We start from the raw sequence: 17,841 nt of genomic DNA, 5'->3' as shown, positions 1-17,841 counted from the left end.
CCGGCTCAGGCCAGCAGCTTGAACTTGACCACGCCGTCGCGCAGTCCGGCGCTGACGTGGTGCAGTTCGTCGATGGCCTGGTTGGACTGGCGCAGCGCTTCCACCGTCTGCTGCGCGGCCTCGCTGAGCTGGCTCAGCGCCAGGTTGATCTGTTCGGCGCCGGCCGACTGCGCCTGCACGCCTTCGTTGACCGCCTCGAACCGCGGCACCATCGCCTGCACGTTGTCGATCACCTGCGACAGCTGGCCGCCGACCTGTTGCACGTCGTGGGTGCCGCGGCGGACTTCCTCGGAGAACTTGTCCATGCCCATCACGCCGGCGGAGACCGCCGACTGGATCTCGCGCACCATCTGCTCGATGTCGAGCGTGGCGACCGCGGTCTGGTCGGCGAGGCGGCGGATCTCGTTGGCGACCACCGAGAAGCCGCGGCCGTATTCGCCGGCCTTTTCCGCTTCGATCGCGGCGTTGAGCGAGAGCAGGTTGGTCTGGTCGGCGACCTTGGTGATGGTGGTGACCACCTGGCTGATGTTGTTGGCCTTGTCGGCGAGCACCGACAGCTTGGCGCTGATCGCGGCGGTGGCCTCGATCATGCGCCGCATCGATTGCTCCATCTCCGACAGCCCAGCCTGGCCGTTGCCGGCCAGCGACGAGGTCTGCTCGGCCGCGGCGGCGACGGTGTCCATCGTCCGCACCAGCTCCTTGGAGGTGGCGGCGATCTCGCGCGAGGTCGCGCCGATCTCGGTGGTGGTGGCGGCGATCTGCGCGGCCGAGGCCTGCTGTTCGCGCAGGGTGGCGGTGATCTCGTTGATCGAGGAATTGACCTGGATGCCGGACGACTGGACCTGGCCGACCAGTTCCGACAGATCGTCGGTCATGCGGTCGTAGCCCTGGCCCAGGGTGCCGAATTCGTCGCTGCGGCCCAGCGCCAGGCGCTTGCTGAAATCGCCCTTGGCCAGGGTCTGGACCGCGCCGGACAGCTGCCGCAGCGGCACGGTGATCGCGCGCCACAGGAAGAAACCGACCAGTCCGGACAGGACCACGGCGACGAAGAACGACACCGCGATGCCGGTCTTGGCCGCGGCGATCGCCTGGTCGATGCGCGCCACCGATTCGGAGGCGTAGCGGCGGTTGTAGTCGAGGATCTTGTCGAGCGCGGCGTTGTTGCGCTCGAACACCGGCGCGGCGCGCTCGCGCCAGGCGGTGGCCACGGCGGGCGAGCGTTCCTGCGCCAGGCGGGTGAGTTCGGCCTGCAGCGCGAACGCGGCCTGGGCCTGGCGCATCAGTTCAGCGAACTGGGCGCGGTCGTCGGCGCGGCGGATGGTGCGGTCGTAGTCGACGGCGGCGGCTTCGAACTGGCTGCGGCGGGTGCGCACCAGTTCCTCCAGGCGGGTCAGGTCGTCGCTGCCGGCGATGGTCATCGCGCGCACGTTGGCGTGGTAGGTCATCCACGAGGACTGCATCTTGGAGGCCGCGTAGGTGCCGGGGATGGAGTCGTCGCGCAGCGCCGCTTCCTCGGTCTCGATGTGCAGCAGGCGCTGCCAGGCGATGCCGCCCATCAGCGCGAGCACGCCGAAGGTCACGGCCAGGCTCAGCAGGATCCGTTGGCGAATGGAGAGGTTGATCATGGTCGGTTCTCTGGGGAGGCCGTCGGCCGCCCGCGCGCGCCGGCCGCGGCGTCGCGGCGCGGGCGCGCGGTGCGGGCCGCCGGCGCGCGGGCGCAGACAGTCATCGGTGGAACGGGCATCGAAGCAGGGGACATGGGGACGGCATGCATGGGACCGGACATGCACGGACGCGAGGCAGGCGGCGCAACGGCTCGGGCCCGGACCGGGTCGCGGCGGCGCGGCGCGCCTGCGGCACGCGTTCCGGTGCCGCGGCGGGCAGTGCCGGCGTCCCCTGTCCGGCCAGGTTCGATCCAGTGCTGCCGCGCTCGGTCCAACTAAGCCCGCAATGTGGTTATTTGGGTAAAACAGAGCATATGTAAAAGCCCCAAGACTCACAATTGTAGTTATTAGGAATGTGTGCCTGTTTGCTGTCCCGGCACCTGCGAGGGGGCTGGAGCGCAGCCGGGGAATCGGCGGTGGCCGCTGTTCGCGTTCGGCGGCTCGCGGGTGGCGGTTCGAGCGGGCAAGGACCTTGGTAGGGGCGGATTGCGGCTAGACCGGATCGCCAGGGCGGGTGGGCCGCGCCGACGCCTGCGGTTCGCGAGTCGCCGCCGTGCGGTCGCGGTCCTCGAGCGCGGACGATCCCGCGCGCGGCGGTGCCGTGCGCATCAAGAGTGATCGAAATTTCCACAAATAATGCCAGCAGCATGCGCGAATGCCGGCCTCTGGCGTTCATCTGCTTCACCTTCGCTCACCAAAACTCACCCGGCCTTGATGTGACTTGAATCACATTTTTCCCGGTCGCGCGCTAGGGACGGTAGGCAAGGCATCCATGAGGTTGGGGTTCTCCAGTGCGCTGTTCGCGTTCGCTCGTCCGTCGGCCCTGCGCAATATCGTCGCGCTGGCCCGGTTGGCCCACTTTCTGATCGTGTTCGGGGCCGGCGCGCTGGCGCTGCACGCCCTGCAGGGCGGTCCGCCGCGCGCCAGCGAGCACTATCTCGCGCTGTCGGCCCTGGCCGGCGCGCTGTGCGTGCTGGTGTTCCACAGCTTCGGCCTGTACGGCCACGACATGTTCGGCAGCCGGCTGCTGATCCGCCGCACCTTGCTGGCCTGGGGCGCGGCGTTCGGGCTGGTGATGACCCTGCACCTGCTGTTCCGTTTCCTGCGGCCGCTGCCGGACGGATCGCTGGCGCTGTGGTTCGCGCTGAGCTTCGTCCTGTTCGTGGGCGGGCGGCTGGTGATGCTGTGGCTGTTCCAGCGCCGGATCCGCCAGGGCGCTTTCATCCAGCGCTCGGTGATCCTGGGGATGACCGACAACGCGCTGCGCCTGGCCGAGCAGATCCACTATCGCGCCGACGTCGTGTCCGGTCTGGTCGGCTACATCGACGACCGCCGCACCCACCGGCTCAGCGAGCCGCCGCCGTCCTCGCTGCCGCGGCTGGGCGACATCGACGACCTGGAGCGGCTGATCCGCGACGACGGCGTCGACCAGGTGCTGGTGGCGCTGCCGGCGCAGGCGCGCGGGCGCAACGAGCACCTGGCCCAGCGCCTGCGCCGCCTGCCGGTGCAGGTGTTGCTGGTGCCGGACATGGGCAGCTTCCACTTCGCCCACCGCAAGCTGGTGCCGGTGGCCGGGGTGCCGATGTTCGTGATCGCCGAGCCGCCGCTGCAGGGCTGGGCGCCGGTGCTCAAGCGCGCCGAGGACCTGGCGCTGTCGGCGCTGGCGCTGCTGGCGCTGGCGCCGCTGATGGCGCTGATCGCGCTGGCGGTGAAGCTGGATTCGCCCGGCCCGGTGCTGTTCCGGCAGAAGCGCTATGGCTACAACCAGCGCCTGATCGAGGTGTTCAAGTTCCGCTCGATGCACCACCACCTGCGCGACGAGCACGCCGCGCGGCAGACCGGCCGCGCCGACCCGCGGGTGACCCGGGTCGGGCGCTTCATCCGCAAGACCAGCCTGGACGAGCTGCCGCAGCTGTTCAACGTGCTCGCCGGCAGCATGTCGCTGGTCGGCCCGCGTCCGCACGCGACCGCGACCAAGGCCGCCAACGTGCTGTTCGAGGACGCGGTGCAGGAGTACGTCGCGCGGCACCGGGTCAAGCCGGGCATCACTGGGCTGGCCCAGATCAACGGTTATCGCGGCGAGACCGACACGATCGAGAAGATCCAGCGCCGGGTCGAGTACGACCTGGAATACATCGAAAACTGGTCGCTGTGGCTGGACCTGTCGATCCTGCTGCGCACGCTGCCGGCGGTGCTGTCGGCGGAGGCGGCGTATTGAACCGGCGCGTCGCGACCGCGAGCGCATTCAGGCGGTTCAGCGGCCGTGCCGACGGGGTGCGCGCATGCGCGCGGCGGCGACATCGGCAGCCGATAAACTGTGATCTAAATCTCATATTTAATCGTGCCCGCGATGTCTGGCCAGCGCATCGGGTTCGACGTCGATTCCTTTTGAATCAGTCGATTGCGCGATCTTTCTCAGCAGCTACGCAGGGCAGGACGGAGTGATGAGCCAGCAGGTTCGCAGGAGGCGGCCGGAGCGTCCGGCACGGGCAGGACGAGGCAGGGGGCGGGCGCGGCAGCGGGTGCTGCTGGCGCCACTGCTGATGCTGTTGTGCCTGCTCGCGTCGGGCCTGACCGCGTCGCCGGCGTTCGCCCAGGCGCCCGCGCCGGCGGCCGCCGCGGCCGGCGCCGACGCCGGCTACCGCATCGCCGCCGGCGACGAGCTCGCGCTCAAGTTCTTCTACGCGCCCGAACTCAACGAGACCGCCACCGTGCGTCCCGACGGCCGCATCCAGCTGCAGCTGGTCGGCGAAGTCCGCGCCGCCGGGCAGACCCCGCGGGAGCTGGCCGACGCGCTCAAGCGCGCCTATGCCGGCAGCCTGCGTTACCCGGAGGTCTCGGTCGAAGTCGAGAAGGGCTTCGCCCGCCAGCAAGTGTTCGTCGGCGGCGAAGTCGGCCGGCCCGGCGCGCAGCCGCTGTTGCCGGGGCTGACCCTGATGCGCGCGCTGATCGTGGCCCAGGGCCCGACCGACCGCGCCGCGCTCAATCGGGTCGCGATCCTGCGCCGCGACGAGTCCGGCGCGACCCGGGTGATCCGCGTCGATGCCGCCTCGCAGGCGCGCCGCGGCGCCGACGACGGCAACGATCCGCCGCTGCAGCCCTTCGACGTGGTGCTGGCGGTGCCGTCGCGGATCTCGCGGGTCAACAAGTGGATCGACCAGTACGTGCGCCGCAACCTGCCGGTCAACGTGGGGTTCTCCTACGACCTCAACGACAACAACCGCCGGGGCGATTGAATGGACTTCGAGCTCGATCGCGACCCCGCCGCCCGGCCCGCGCCGGTCGCCGCGCCGTCCGCCGCGTCCGCGCTGCGCGAATGGCTGGAGATCGCCTTCCGCGACAAGCGCCGCATCGCCGCTGCGTTCGCGCTGTGCTTCGGCCTGACCGTGCTGGCGGCGCTGCTGCCGACCGCGCGCTACCAGTCCGAGGCCAGCGTGCTGGTGCGGCTCGGCCATGAGTACGTCTACGTCGCCGACAACACCGACGGCAGCAGCGGCGGCGCGATGCCGCTGATGTTCGACCGCACCGAGGCGCTCAGCGCCGAGACCCAGATCCTGGCCAGCCGCGATCTGATCGCCGAGGTGGTGCGGCATGTCGGCCTGGGCCGGCTGTATCCCGACATCGCCCGCCAGCGCGAGGACCCGGACCGGCCCAAGCTCGACCAGGCGGTGGAGCGCTTCCGCCAGGGCCTGGACGCGCAGTTGCTCAAGGGCGCGACGGTGATACAGATCGGTTTCTCGCACCGCGATCCGGCCCTGGCCCAGGCCGCGCTGCGCACCTTGTTGCAGACCTACCTGACGCGTCGCGCCGCGGTGTTCTCCGACGGCCAGGTGCGGTTTCTCGAAGGCCAGGTGGCCGCGGTGGACAAACGCCTGCAGCGCGCCGAGCAGGACCTGAGCCGGTTCAAGCGCGCCCACGGCATCGTCGACTACGGCCAGCAGATCGGCCTGTTGCTGCAGCAGGGCAACGAGCTGGAGTCGCGCCTCAACGACACCGACCAGCAGGCGCGCACCGCCAGCGAACGGGCCAAGACCCTGACGCGGTTGGCCAACGCGACCCCGGCCAACCTGGTGCAGTTCAGCGAGAGCCTGGGCGACCCGCAGGTGCCGCGGCAGTTGCTGGAACTGCGGCTGAAAGAGCAGGGGCTGCGCTCGCGCTATGTCGACGACAACCCGCTGGTGGTCAACGCCGGCAACGACGTGGCCACCGCCGAGGCCTTCATCCGCGACCAGCGCAAGGCGCCGCCGACCACGGTGCGCACCGGCCGCAACCCGGTGCGCGAGGCCGCCGAACTGGACCTGCTGCGCGCGCGTTCGGACGAATCGGCGCTGGCCGGCAGCCGCAAGGCGTTGCAGGACACGCTGCAGCAACTGCGCCGGCGCGCCGACGAACTGAGCCGCCAGCAGATCGAACTGGCCGCGCTGAGCCGCGAGCAGAAGCTGCTGGAGGACAGCTACGGCAACTACGCGCGCAAGCTCGAAGCCGCGCGCATCACCGAGGCGCGCGAGCAGAAACAGCGCACCACGGTCAGCGTGCTGCAGGCCGCCAGCTGGCCGCTCAAGGCCAAGAGCGCGCGCCTGCCGATCCTGGCCATCGGCCTGTGCCTGAGCGTCGCCGCGGCCCTGCTGGTGGCCTTCCTCAGCCAGGCGCTGCGCAGCAGTTTCCAGTCGCCGGAGCAACTGGAACGCGCGTTCGGCCTGCCGGTGCTGGCGACCCTGCCGCGGGTGCAGCGTTGAGGGCCAGGCGCCGCCGCGGCCTCGCGCTCGGCGCCGGCCTGGCGCTGTGGCTGCTGGCCTGCGCTGCCGTAGAGGCGATGCCGCTGCGCCGCGGCGTGGCCTTGAGCCGCTGGTTCGAAGCCAGCGCCGGCGCGCCGGTGAGCGCCGAAGAACTGCGCGCTCTGCGCGCGGCCGGATTCGATCACGTGCGCATCCCGGTCGATCCGGTGAGCCTGGGCTGGTCGCCGCGGCGCGGGCCGAAACTCGACGATGCGCGCCTGCGCGCGGCCATCGACGCGGCGCTCGCGGCCGGGCTGGACGCGATCGTCGACCTGCATCCGCGCGAGCGGACCAAGCAGTCGATCGAGCGCGGCGGCGAGTGGGCGGACGGATACGTCGCGCTGTGGAAAGCGCTGGCGGCCGATTGGAAGACGCTGCCGACGCAGCGGGTGGCGTTCGAACTGTTCAACGAGCCCGGCTTCTACGGCTGGACCGGCGGCCTGGCCTGGAGCCGCTATCAGCAGCGGCTGGTGGCCGCGGTGCGCGGCGTCGACCGCGAGCGCGTGCTGATCGTCAGCGGGCGCAAGGGCGGCAGCCTGGAAGGGCTGGTCGAACTGGCGCCGCTCGACGACGACAAGCTGATCTACAGCTTCCATTACTACCTGCCGTACGTGTTCACCCACCAGGGCGCGAGCTGGATGCGCGGCGACGAGTGGACCACCGCCGGGCATTGGCGCAGCGTGCGCTATCCGGCCAAGGCGGCGCAGGCGCGGTTGCCGCATATCGACGGCGGGGTTGGGCGCGACCGCGCGCGCGACGAGATCGCCGATTACTTCCGCGACGGCTGGGACCGCGCGCGCATCGCCGCGCAGTGGCGGCCGCTGCGCGAGTGGGCCGGCAAGCACAAGGTGCGGGTGCATTGCGGCGAATTCGGCACGATCCGCGAAGGCGTCGACCCGGACTCGCGCTATCGCTGGATCGGCGACGTGCGCGCGCTGGCCGAGGCCGAAGGCTGGGGCTGGTCGGTGTGGAACTACGCCGACGATTTCGGCCTGACCGCGAACAGCAACACCACCGGCGCGCCGCGCGGCGCGCTGGAGCCGGCGGCGTTGCGCGCGCTCGGCCTGGACGCGCGGGGACAGGCCCGGCTGGCCGCGGCGCACACGCGCGGCGAGCCGGGCACGTCCGAACCCAAGCAGGGCGCGCGATGAGCCCCGCGTCCGGTCCCCAGCCCGGCTTGCAACGCGCCGCGGCCGCGTTGGCGGCGCTGGCGCTGATCGCCTACCTGGCCCTGTCGCCGGCGTTGCTGACGGTGCTGGGGATTCCCTACGACGCGCCGTACGGCCCGTTCTGGTTCAAGCTGCATCCGGGCGACTATCCGCTACTGCTGGCACTGGCCTGTTCGCTGGCCGCGCGCGGCAATCCGTTGCTCGAAGCGCTGCGCCGACTGCGCGCGCATCCCTTGCTCGCCGCCTACCTGACCGCGATGGCGTCGATCTTCGCCTACTCGCTGCTGCGCCACGGGCCGTCGGGCTCGGCGTTTTTCATCGATACCTTGATGATGCCGGCGGCGATGGCGCTGGTGTTGGTCGCGATGGACGAGGCCGAGCTGCGCCGGCTGTGGCGGTTGCTGCTGGCGGCGGTGCTGGTCAATGCCGCGATCGGCTTGGCCGAAGCCGCGTCGCAGCGGCATCTGGTGCCGTACACCGTGGCCGGCGGCGTGGCGGTGATCGAGGACAAGTTCCGCGCCACCGCGCTGCACGGCCATCCGCTGGAAAACGCGATGCTGACCGGCATCGCCCTGTTGGCCGCGCTCGACCTGCCGATGCCGCCGCGCCGGCGCTGGGCGCTGTGCGCCTTGCTGGTGCTGGCGCTGCTGGCCTTCGGCGGCCGCGCCAGCTTCCTGCTCAGCGTCGCGGCGCTGGCGGCATGGGCCGCGCTGCGCGCGCGCGAGGGCCTGCGCGCGGGCCGCTACGGCTACCTGCATATCGTCGGCGCGCTGCTGGCGGGCCTGGTCGCCGCGCCGGTGGCGGCGGCCGCGGTGTGGAAGAGCGGCCTGGGCGCGCGCATCTTCCAGGGCCTGTACCTGGACGACAGCGCTGCGGTGCGGCTGCGCATCTTCGAGGTGTTCGACCACCTCGACGGCTTCGATCTGCTGTTCGGCATCGCCCCGCAGCAGATCCAGGAACTGTCGCTGCGCATCGGTCTGTCGCAGAACCTGGAAGCGATCGAGAACTTCTGGTTGTTCATGCTGCTGCAACTGGGCGTGTTCGGATTCCTCGCCTTCGCCGCCGGCCTCGGCTGCGGTCTGTACTGGCTGTGGCGCCGCGCCGATGGCGGCGCGCGCTGGGCGCTGCTGGTGTTCCTGGCCACCGCGTCCACCACCAATTCGCTGGCATCCAAGACCAGCGCGCTGACCTTGCTGTTCGCGCTGCTGTGCTGCCTGCGCGGCTACCGCAGCCGGCGCCTGGCGCAACCGCAACCGCGGCCGGCGCCGCCGCGCCGCATCGCCATGCGCACTGGAGCGACCGCATGACCCGAGCTTCCGTCACCAGCGCCCACCGCGGCTGGGAACTGCTGCCGCCGCAGCCGCGGCGCGCGCTGCATCTGATCAACGGCGAACACTACGCCGGCGCCGAACGTGTGCAGGACCTGCTCGCCCAGCAACTGCCGCGGTTCGGCTGGGACGTGGACTTCGCCTGCCTCAAGCCCGGCGCGTTCGAACGCGAACGCAGCGCCTGCGACAGCCGCATCATCACCGTGCCGATGCGTTCGCGCCTGGACCTGGCACCGGCGCGCCGGGTCGCCGAACTGCTCGAGCGCGGCGGCTACGACCTGCTGCACACCCACACCGTGCGTTCGCTGCTGGTCGGACGCTTCGCCGCGCGGCGCGCGCGCCGTCCGCTGCTGCACCACGTCCACAGCCGCACCGACCGCGACACCGAGAACGCGCTGCGCAACCGCGTCAACAGCGCGATCCAGCGCTTCGGCGCGGCCCGCGCCGCGCGCCTGGTGGCGGTCTCGCACGGCACCGCGCACTACCTGCGCGGACTCGGCTACGACGACGAAGTGGTGCGGGTGGTGCCCAACGGCGTGCCGGTGAATCCGGCGCCGCGGCCGTGGATCGCTCCGGACGGGGCGTGGACGCTGGGCATGGTCGCGCTGTTCCGGCCGCGCAAGGGCGTGGAAGTGCTGATCGACGCGCTGGCGCAATTGCGCGCGCAGGGCAGGGACGTCGGCCTGCGCGCGGTCGGCGGTTTCGAGAGCGATGCGTATCGCGAACAGGTGCTCGCGCATGCCCAGGCGCGCGGGGTGGCCGAGCAGATCCACTGGACCGGCTTCACGCGCGAAGTATCCGCCGAACTGGCCCGGATCGATTTGTTCGTATTGCCGAGCCTGTACGGCGAAGGCCTGCCGATGGTGCTGATCGAGGCGCTGTCGCTAGGGTTGCCGGTGGTCGCCACCGCCAACGAAGGCGTGCCCGAAGTGCTCGCCGACGGCCGCGCCGGCGAACTGGTGCCGCCGGGCGACGCGACCGCGCTGGCGGCCGCGATCGCCGCGCTGATGGACGATCCCGCGCGCGCCGCCGCGCTGGCCGGACGCGGGCTGCAGCGCCAGCGCGAGCGTTATTCGGACGTGGCGATGGCGCGCCAGGTCGCGGCGGTGTACGAGGAAGTGCTGCAGGAGGCGCAGCGATGAACGCCGCCGCGCCATCGCCCGACGCGGCGTCGCGGCGGCTGCTGGAGCTGCTCGACCGGCTGCTCATCGTCCGCGACGCGTCGCAGTACCGCGCGCTGTTGCAGCGGCTGGCCGATCCCGCCGGCGCGACCGTGCTGTCGTTCTTCAACCAGCACGCCTTCAACCTGGCCTGGACCGATCCGACGTTCGCCGAACACCTGCGCCGCAGCGACGTGCTGCTGCGCGACGGCGTCGGCGTCGCCGCCTGCCTGCGGCTGCTGGCGCGCGAGCCGGGACTCAACGCCAACGGCACCGACCTGATTCCGCAGTTGCTGGGCGCGTTCGCCGGACGCCGCGCGGTGTTGATCGGCACCCGCGAGCCGTACCTGCAGCGCGCCGCGCAGCGCCTGGGCGAGGACTACGCGGTCGAGGTGGCCTGCGCCCTGGACGGCTTCGGCGACGCCGCGGGCTATCTCGAAGCGGTCGCGCGCGAACGGCCCGACTTGGTCGTGCTCGCGATGGGCATGCCCAGGCAGGAGCGCGTCGCCGCGGAGTTGGCGCAGTGGGCGCGGCAGGCCGGGCATCGGCTGTTGATCGTCAACGGCGGCGCGATCGCGGATTTCATCGCCGGGCGCGTCGCCCGCGCGCCGGCGTGGATGCGGCGCGCGCGCCTGGAATGGCTGTACCGGCTCGGCCGCGAGCCGCGCCGGTTGTGGCGGCGCTACCTGCTCGGCGGCGCCGTCTTCATCGCGCGCGCGCTGCGCCTGGCCGCGGCCCCGCCGCGGCCGGCGACCGCCATCGCGCCCCTGTCCGAGGCATCGACCATGAAAGCGGATACCCCGGCCCTGTTCGGCCTCGACGAGGCGCGCATCGCGCAACTGGTGCAGCGGCTCGACGCCAGCGCGGGCGGCGGCGAGCGCCGCATCGTCCAGTTCGCCGCCGCGCGCGCGGGCGAGGGCGCGACCGCGCTGGCGCACAGCTACGCGGCCGCGTCGGCGCAATTGCGCAAGCGCCGGGTGTTGCTGCTGTCCGACGATGCGCAAGGCGACGTCGCCTGTTTCGCGGACCGTTTCGCCCAGGCCGCGGCCGCCGACGCGCCCGGCCTGACCCTGGCCCGGCTCACCGATCCGCGCCGCGAATTCCGCGACAACTACGCGGCGCTGGACGATGCCGACGCGTGGCAGGCGCTGGCGCAGCGCTTCGACGAAGTCGTGGTCGACGCGCGGGCGCCGTACGCGCTGGCCGCGGCCAAGCACGCCTCGGGCGTGGTGGTGGTGGTCGAGGCCGAAGCCACCCGCGCCGCCTTGGTGCGAACACTGCTCGATGACCTGGCCGCGGTCGATGCGCGGGTGATCGGCACCGTCCTCAACAAACACCGTTCCCATCTTCCGCATGCCTTGCACGAGCGACTCTGACGCCGCCGCGCCGGTGCGCGCGGCGGTCCTGCTGCCGGCCGGGCGCAGCCGGGTCTGGCAGGAGCGCGCCGCGCTGGCGCTGGCCGGGCTGCCCGGGGTGCAGTGCCGGGTCGTGCGCGTGCGCGCCGCGCCGCGCGAGCACGACGCGCAGTGGCGGCGCTGGGCCGCAGCGCATCCGGAACTGCAGGAACTGCGCGTGGACGACGAAAGCGACGCGGCCGCGCTGGCGGACGCGGCCGGCGCCTGGGATGCGGCCGGCGTCTGGGATGCGGTGATCGATCTGGCCGATGTGGCCGATCCCGCGCCGTGGCGCGCGCGCAGCCGCTTCGGGGTGTGGCAGCCGCTCGACGCGCAGGGCCTGCACCTGGCCGCGCCGTACGCAGGGCATGCCTCGATCGTGTCCGGCCGCGGCGGCGAGCTGACGCTGGTGCGCGACGGCGCGACGGCTTTGGAAACCATGCGCTACTACGCCGACCCGGATTATCCGCGCGCGCTCGGCCGCGCCTACCTGGGGCTGCTGTATCTGTTGGCCGCCGGCCTGCTCGAACTCGTCCACGGCGGCGAACCGGCGGCTGCGGCGTTCGTCGCTCAGGCGCCGCGGTCGCGCTGGCGCCGCCTCGTGGCCGGCCTGCGCGGACGCTGGCGTTCGCAGCTGCGCCGCTGGCGCGGCCAGTGGCTCAGCGAAAGCTGGATGATCGGCGTGGTCGACGCGCCGATCGAACAAACGCTGCAGGGCCGCTTCGCCGAGCGCATCCGCTGGCTGGGCGGGCGCGACGCGCTGCAGTACCGCGCCGATCCGTTCGGCCTGCCGGGCCAGGACCGCCTGCTGTACTGCGAAACCTACGATTACCGCGAAGGCGTCGGCCGGCTCGAACGGCTGCGCCTGGACGCCGACGGCGCGGTCGCGCAGGCCGATCCGGCCGGTCCGCAGCGGCCGGGCCACGTCTCCTATCCGTACGTGTTCGAACACGCAGGGCAGACGTACGCGATTCCGGAGACCGCGCAGCGCCGCTGCTGCGAGCTGTACGAGATCGACGCGCACGGCCGCTGGCGCTTCGTCGCCACCTTGCTCGACGACGTCGCCGCCGCCGATGCCAGCCTGTTCGCCTGGGAAGGGCGCTTCTGGCTGGCCTACACCGACCTGTCGTGGGGCGCGTTCGACAATCTGTGCCTGAGCTACGCCGACGACTTGCGCGGCCCGTGGCGCCGGCATGCGCGCCATCCGGTCAAGCTCGACCATCGCAGCTCGCGTCCGGCCGGCACGCCGTTCGTCCACGACGGCGCGCTGTACCGGCCGGCGCAGGATTGCACCGGCGGCTATGGGCAAGCGGTCGCGCTGAACCGGGTGCGGTTGTGCACGCCGCAGCGCTATCGCGAAGACGTGGTGACGCATTGCCGGCCCGATCCGCGCGGACGCAACCCGCACGGGCTGCACACCGTCTCGGCCTGGGGCGCGCGCACCCTGGTCGACGGCAAGCGTTACGTGTTCAACCTGCACGAACTCGGGCGCAAGCTGCGGCGCCGCTACGGCGCGGCGGCGCAGACGGTGGGCGTTTGAGCGCGCTCGCGCAAACCGGGCCGGCGACGGTGCGCTCGGTCCTGTTGTACCTGCCGCAGCTCAAGCTCGGCGGCGCGGAGATCTCGATCCTGCGCCTGGCGCAAGGGTTGCAGGCGCGCGGCGTGGCGGTGGCGCTGGCGGTGCATCGCGCCGATCCGGCGGCGCGGGCGCTGGCCGGCGACATCGAATTGCTGTCGCTCGATGCCGGCCGCACCCTGGCGGTGCCGGGCCGGCTGGCGCAGCTGTTGCGCCAGCGGCGTCCCGACGTGCTGGTCTCGGCGCTGACCCACAGCAACATCGTCGCCGCGTTGGCGACGCGCGGCACGGGCGTGCGCACGGTGTTGACCGAGCACGCGCCGATCGCCTCGATGCGCCGGCTCGACCGCTCGCGCCGCTACCGCGCCACCGTCGCGCTGATGCCGTGGGCCTACCGCCATGCCGACGCCGTCGTCGCGGTCTCCGAAGGCGTGCGCGAGGACATCGCCGCGCACCTGCGCCAGGACCAGCGCCGGCGCCTGCATGTGATCGCCAACCCGGTGCTGCCGCGCGACTGGCGCGAACGCGCCGACGCGCCGCTGGCCGAGGACGGCTTCGGCGCCGACGGCGCGCCGACGATCCTCTCGGTCGGGCGGTTGAGCGAGGAAAAGAACTTCGCCGGCCTGATCCGCGCCTTCGCCCGCCTGCGCACGCCGCTGCGGCTGCACCTGGCCATCGTCGGCGAAGGCCCGCAGCGGCCGGCGCTGCAGGCGTTGATCGACGAACTCGGCCTGGGCCGGGTGGTGCGCCTGCTCGGCCAGCGCGACAACCCCTATCCCTACATGCGGCGGGCGCGGGTGTTCGCGCTGGCCTCGCAATTCGAGGGCTTCGGCAACGTGCTGATCGAAGCCATGGCCTGCGGCGCGCCGGTGGTCAGCACCGATTGCCCGGTGGGACCGCGCGAAGTGCTGGCCGGCGGACGCTACGGCCTGCTGGTGCCGCCCGACGATCCCGGCGCGCTGGCCGAGGCGATCGAGCGGCAGGTGCGCCACGCCGATCCGCAAGTGCTCGCGGCCGCGCGCGAGCACGCGCTGCAGTTCACCGTCGAGCGCAGCGCCGAGCGTTATCTGCGGCTGTTCGAACGGCTGATGGACGACGGCGCCGCGCGGCGCTGAGCGCCGCTAGCGGGCGTCGCCGGTGCGCGAACGCAGCGCCGACAAGCGCCGTTTCAGCTCCGGCCGGTCCGCCAGCCAGGCCCGCGCGCGATGCCGGAGCCCGGCGCGCAGGCTGTGCGGCCGTCCTTTCCACGACAGCGCCACGGTCGAATCGAACAGGTCCTCGCGCTCGGGCTGGAAGCCGCGCTTGTAGGCGTAGTCGCCGATGGTGAAATCGAAACGGCGAACGCCCTGCGCATGCAGCGCGGCCATGGTGCGCTCGATCACCAGCCGGCCGGGCGAGCAGTTGCGCCATTCGCCGGCGGCGTTGCCGATCCGGATCATCGCGTACTCGTCGCCGCGGCGCAGGCCGAGCAGGGCGGCGACGATGTCGTCGCCGGCGCGCAGCGCGGTCAGCACCGTTTCGCCGCCGGCCAGCCCGCGCGCGACCAGTTCGCGGTAGAACTCGCGGTAGCCCGGCTCGTCCAGCAGGTAGGCCCAGCCCTTGCCCTGGATCGCCTCGCGCTGCAGCGCTTCCAGCGCGTCCATGACCGGCAGCGCGCGCGCGGGATCCTCGATCCGTTCGAAGCTCGCCTGCGGGTGGCGCGAGAACACCCGCCACGACCGCTCCAGTTCCTTGCGGTGGGTCTTTTCGCGGCTGAAGCGCCAGGCGTCGAAGTCCTCGCCGACGGTCACCGGATTGCCGAACAATGCGCTGGCGCGCGTGCCGGGCAGTTGCAGCAGCGGATTGTCGCGTCGGCCGATGCGCGCGGGCATCTTCTCCAGCGACCACAGGTCGGCGCGCGGCAGGGCGCGGCGCAGGGCGGCGAACATCGCCCGCACCGCGGCCGGGTCGGCGGGACAGTCGGGCGCGCAGATCGGCGCGGCGTAGTCGCTGACGCCGGCGTCGGCGAAGGCGATGCAGTACAGGCCGCCGCGGCGCTCGCGCACCAGCGGCAGCGCCAGCAGCGCGCGGCCGTCGTGGCGGCGCTCGATGCTCGCCAGCAGGGGCTCGCGTCCAGCCTGCGCGCCGAGCGTCGCGTACCAGGCGCGCAGCCAATGTTCGCGCTGGAACAGGCCGACCGCGGCGCCGTCGCGTTCCCACTCGCGCCAACGCGCCAGCGCGGGCGCGAGTTCGCGCTCGACGATGACCCGGTAATCGTCGCTGCGGTTCATGCGCCCTGGCCGTCGCGGCGCTTGGGCGCGCCGAGGTCGAGGATCGCGCCGGGGCGGTCGGGATCGAGCCGGAAATCGATCGGCCGCGCCGCGCGGCGCAGACCGTCGAGCCGGCCGCTGCGGCGCCACAGCGACTGCAGCGCGGCCTTGGCGTAGAACGAAGGCCCGCCGAGCTTGCGCGAACGCGGCGCGACGCCGTAATGGTTGCGCAGGATGCCGTTGGCCACGTTGATCATCTGGCTGCGGCGGATCTCCTGGGTCCAGTACTCCAGCGTCAGCGACACGTTGAGGCTGTCGTGGTTCTCGATCCGGTGCGGCGAGTTCAGCGGCCAGAACAGGCCCTGGCCGGGCTCCAGATCGAACACCATCGCCTCGCGGTCGAACTCCGGCCGGTATTCCAGTCCGACTTCGAGTTGGCTCAGGGCGATGTTCTCCAGGCCCTGTTCGCTCAGGAACGGCAGCCGCGGCGGATAAATGTAGATGCGCTTGCGGCCGTGCAATTGCAGCAGCCCCTGGCCGGGCAGGTCGGCGTGGTAATACACCTGCGCGCCGGGCGAGGACACCAGCACGCCCAGGCGATGGCCGTAGCTCGACACCGGCGGCGCCAGCGCGCCGGCCTCGGCGAACAGGCCGCGCATGATCGCGTCCAGCTCGGCGTCGTGCGCGTGTCCGTCGCGCAAATTGAGCCACAGCCGGCCGCGTTCGATCGCGTCGAGCACGCGCGCGCCGTCGAGCCCGCCGAAGTCGCCTTCGCGCCACACCCGCCGGCCGCCGGCGCCTTGCTCGCCCATGTGCACGATGGAATAGCTGCGGCGCGGATAGCGGTCGATCAGGCCGGCGATCGCCGCCTTGGCGAAGCGCGGGTCGGCGTGCAGGCGGTGCTGGAACAACAGCGGCGCGGTTTGCCATTGCGCCGGCGATTGCGGGGTCAGGGCGCTCAGCGCGCCGGAGGCGATGCGATCCATGGCGAAGTCATCGGGACAGGAAAGGAAGACGGCCGCGCAGCTCGCGCAGATGGCCGCGGTAGCACAGCGCCAGCGCGCCGGCGTAGACGGCGCCGCCGAACGCGGTGGCGAGAATCAGCGCGGGCCAGCCGGCGAGCGGCGGCAGCAGCGCCAGTGCGGTCGACATCGCCGCGCTGGCCACGACGATGCGCGCCAGGTGCGCGGCCGGCAGCGGCATGTCCAGGCGGCGCACGGCGACGAAGAACGACAGCGCGGCGCCGACGCTGACCGCCGCCAGCGCGCCCCAGGCCGCGCCGGCGAGCCCGAGCGCGCGCAGGCCGAGCGCGGCGCCGATCAGGAACAGCGCGGTTTCCAGCGAATCGATGGCGAGCGTCCAGCCGGTCTTGCGCGCGAGCAGGAAGGCCTGGTTGGCGAAATGGCTGCGCAGGTTCTTGACCAGGCCGGCGAGGGCGGCGATGGGCAGGATGACCAGGGTGTCGGCCACGTACGGCGCCGACACCGCCAGCCTCGACAGCGGCGCCGACAACGCGATCAGGCCGGCCGCGCTCGGCAGCAGCACCGCGCACAGCAGCGCGCCGTTGTCGGCCAGTTGCCGCAGCGCGCGCTCGCGCTCGCCGCTGGCGTCCAGGCGCAGGGCGATGGGGAAGGCGGCGGCGGTGACCAGCATCGCGGCGAACGCGCAGGCGCGCTGGCCCAGGGTCCAGCCGGCGGCGAACAGGCCGACCGCGGCCAGGCCGAGCCCGTGTTCGACCACGAAGCGGATGCCGTTGCCGGGCACCCACGCCAGCGCGCCGCTCAGGGCCAGCGGCAATCCGTACGCCGCGACCGCGCGCAGCAAGCCGCGGTCCACGCGCCGCAGGCGCCAGCGCAGCGGCAGCCGCAGCAACGCGAACAACAGCGAGGCGGCCTGCGCGATCGCATAAGCGCCGAGCACTTGCAGCGGGCCGATCCGCGCGGCGCCGTCGCGGCTCAGGTGCGCCCACAGCCAGCCGAGCGCCAGCCCGCCGATCGGCCCGCCGCATTGCAGCGCGGTGTAGGCGAGGATGTCGTTGCCGGCCTTGGCCCGTTCGGCGAGGTGGGTGCAGTACGAGCGGGTGAAGGCGAACGCGAACAGCACCGCGAACGCGGCCGGGCCCGGCGGCGTGCCGGCGAGGTAGCGCAGCACCAGCGCCAGCGCCGCCGCCTGCAGCGCGAGGTTGGCCAGCAACACCCAGCCCTCGAAGGTGTCCATGCGCTCGCGCGCGAGCGCATCGGCGCCGGGCAGGAAGCGCAGCAGGTAGTACGACCAGAACGCCAGGAACAGCAGATAGACCGCTTCCTGCGCGGCCAGCGCCAGGGTGAACGCGCCGAACTCGCCCGGATCCAGCCAGTGCGTCCACAGCACGATCGCCGCCAACTGCGCCAGCGGCCCGAGCAACTGCGCCGGCAGGTACAGCGCGGTCTGGCGGATCAACATGCCCGGTCCTTGGGCTGCGCTGCGGCGAGGCGGATTCGCTCGCCCATGCCGTCGCCGCGACGGTGCCGACGCGCGTCCTTGTTC

The 17,841-nt window shown here is 72.2% G+C and carries 13 protein-coding genes; 9 read left to right on the top strand and 4 right to left on the bottom strand.

Annotation, left to right across the window (positions count from 1 at the left end):
- Window positions 1-5: 5 nt before the first annotated feature.
- A complete protein-coding gene (locus JHW41_RS13180) occupies window positions 6-1,625 on the bottom strand; it encodes a methyl-accepting chemotaxis protein (RefSeq protein WP_057947549.1) in 1,620 nt (539 codons plus the stop codon).
- Window positions 1,626-2,436: 811 nt separating this feature from the next.
- Between JHW41_RS13180 and JHW41_RS13175 the strand changes: the two genes are divergently transcribed.
- From JHW41_RS13175 to JHW41_RS13135, 9 genes are all read left to right on the top strand, one after another.
- Entirely contained in the window at window positions 2,437-3,882 is a 1,446-nt protein-coding gene (locus JHW41_RS13175; RefSeq protein ID WP_250442516.1) for an undecaprenyl-phosphate glucose phosphotransferase, read from the top strand.
- 304 nt (window positions 3,883-4,186) lie between these two features.
- Complete coding sequence (locus JHW41_RS13170; protein WP_250442514.1) at window positions 4,187-4,900, top strand: polysaccharide biosynthesis/export family protein; 714 nt, start codon at window positions 4,187-4,189, stop codon at window positions 4,898-4,900.
- Window positions 4,901-6,400 carry a GumC family protein gene (locus JHW41_RS13165; RefSeq protein WP_250442512.1) on the top strand — a complete coding sequence of 500 codons (1,500 nt, stop codon included), beginning with the start codon at window positions 4,901-4,903 and terminating at the stop codon, window positions 6,398-6,400.
- The gene (locus JHW41_RS13160; protein ID WP_250442510.1) at window positions 6,397-7,590 is read left to right on the top strand and encodes a glycoside hydrolase family 5 protein; all 1,194 of its coding nucleotides are present in this window, start codon (window positions 6,397-6,399) and stop codon (window positions 7,588-7,590) included. The genes JHW41_RS13165 and JHW41_RS13160 overlap by 4 nt, the downstream gene beginning before the upstream one ends.
- Complete coding sequence (locus JHW41_RS13155; protein WP_250442508.1) at window positions 7,587-8,915, top strand: VpsF family polysaccharide biosynthesis protein; 1,329 nt, start codon at window positions 7,587-7,589, stop codon at window positions 8,913-8,915. The genes JHW41_RS13160 and JHW41_RS13155 overlap by 4 nt, the downstream gene beginning before the upstream one ends.
- Entirely contained in the window at window positions 8,912-10,078 is a 1,167-nt protein-coding gene (locus JHW41_RS13150; RefSeq protein ID WP_250442506.1) for a glycosyltransferase family 4 protein, read from the top strand. Before JHW41_RS13155 ends, JHW41_RS13150 begins: the two co-directional genes overlap by 4 nt.
- Entirely contained in the window at window positions 10,075-11,472 is a 1,398-nt protein-coding gene (locus JHW41_RS13145) for a WecB/TagA/CpsF family glycosyltransferase (RefSeq protein ID WP_250442505.1), read from the top strand. Before JHW41_RS13150 ends, JHW41_RS13145 begins: the two co-directional genes overlap by 4 nt.
- Window positions 11,450-13,030 carry a glucosamine inositolphosphorylceramide transferase family protein gene (locus JHW41_RS13140; RefSeq protein WP_250442503.1) on the top strand — a complete coding sequence of 527 codons (1,581 nt, stop codon included), beginning with the start codon at window positions 11,450-11,452 and terminating at the stop codon, window positions 13,028-13,030. The genes JHW41_RS13145 and JHW41_RS13140 overlap by 23 nt, the downstream gene beginning before the upstream one ends.
- Window positions 13,027-14,181 (top strand): glycosyltransferase, encoded by a 1,155-nt coding sequence (locus JHW41_RS13135; RefSeq protein ID WP_250442501.1) that lies wholly within the window; start codon window positions 13,027-13,029, stop codon window positions 14,179-14,181. The genes JHW41_RS13140 and JHW41_RS13135 overlap by 4 nt, the downstream gene beginning before the upstream one ends.
- A 6-nt stretch (window positions 14,182-14,187) precedes the next feature.
- On the opposite strand, the gene JHW41_RS13130 is transcribed toward JHW41_RS13135, so the two are convergent.
- The 3 genes from JHW41_RS13130 to JHW41_RS13120 are packed head-to-tail and all read right to left on the bottom strand — an operon-like array spanning window position 14,188 to window position 17,757.
- Complete coding sequence (locus JHW41_RS13130) at window positions 14,188-15,336, bottom strand: GNAT family N-acetyltransferase (protein WP_250442499.1); 1,149 nt, start codon at window positions 15,334-15,336, stop codon at window positions 14,188-14,190.
- Entirely contained in the window at window positions 15,333-16,301 is a 969-nt protein-coding gene (locus tag JHW41_RS13125; protein WP_250442497.1) for a cupin domain-containing protein, read from the bottom strand. Before JHW41_RS13125 ends, JHW41_RS13130 begins: the two co-directional genes overlap by 4 nt.
- Before the next feature lie 7 nt (window positions 16,302-16,308).
- Window positions 16,309-17,757 carry a lipopolysaccharide biosynthesis protein gene (locus tag JHW41_RS13120; protein ID WP_250442495.1) on the bottom strand — a complete coding sequence of 483 codons (1,449 nt, stop codon included), beginning with the start codon at window positions 17,755-17,757 and terminating at the stop codon, window positions 16,309-16,311.
- Window positions 17,758-17,841: the final 84 nt, after the last annotated feature.

Origin of the sequence: Lysobacter enzymogenes, assembly GCF_023617245.1 — a bacterium.
Lineage (GTDB): Bacteria > Pseudomonadota > Gammaproteobacteria > Xanthomonadales > Xanthomonadaceae > Lysobacter > Lysobacter yananisis.
The sequence above is the reverse complement of the archived record's forward strand: the minus strand, read 5'-3'. Positions and strand labels throughout refer to the sequence as shown.

Bases quoted from the DNA above. Each gene is read 5' to 3' on its own strand.
- JHW41_RS13180 (WP_057947549.1), bottom strand. From the start codon at position 1,625: ATGATCAACCTCTCCATTCGCCAACGGATCCTGCTGAGCCTGGCCGTG.
- JHW41_RS13175 (WP_250442516.1), top strand. From the start codon at position 2,437: ATGAGGTTGGGGTTCTCCAGTGCGCTGTTCGCGTTCGCTCGTCCGTCG.
- JHW41_RS13165 (WP_250442512.1), top strand. From the start codon at position 4,901: ATGGACTTCGAGCTCGATCGCGACCCCGCCGCCCGGCCCGCGCCGGTC.
- JHW41_RS13155 (WP_250442508.1), top strand. From the start codon at position 7,587: ATGAGCCCCGCGTCCGGTCCCCAGCCCGGCTTGCAACGCGCCGCGGCC.
- JHW41_RS13150 (WP_250442506.1), top strand. From the start codon at position 8,912: ATGACCCGAGCTTCCGTCACCAGCGCCCACCGCGGCTGGGAACTGCTG.
- JHW41_RS13145 (WP_250442505.1), top strand. From the start codon at position 10,075: ATGAACGCCGCCGCGCCATCGCCCGACGCGGCGTCGCGGCGGCTGCTG.
- JHW41_RS13140 (WP_250442503.1), top strand. From the start codon at position 11,450: ATGCCTTGCACGAGCGACTCTGACGCCGCCGCGCCGGTGCGCGCGGCG.
- JHW41_RS13130 (WP_250442499.1), bottom strand. From the start codon at position 15,336: ATGAACCGCAGCGACGATTACCGGGTCATCGTCGAGCGCGAACTCGCG.
- JHW41_RS13125 (WP_250442497.1), bottom strand. From the start codon at position 16,301: ATGGATCGCATCGCCTCCGGCGCGCTGAGCGCCCTGACCCCGCAATCG.
- JHW41_RS13120 (WP_250442495.1), bottom strand. From the start codon at position 17,757: ATGTTGATCCGCCAGACCGCGCTGTACCTGCCGGCGCAGTTGCTCGGG.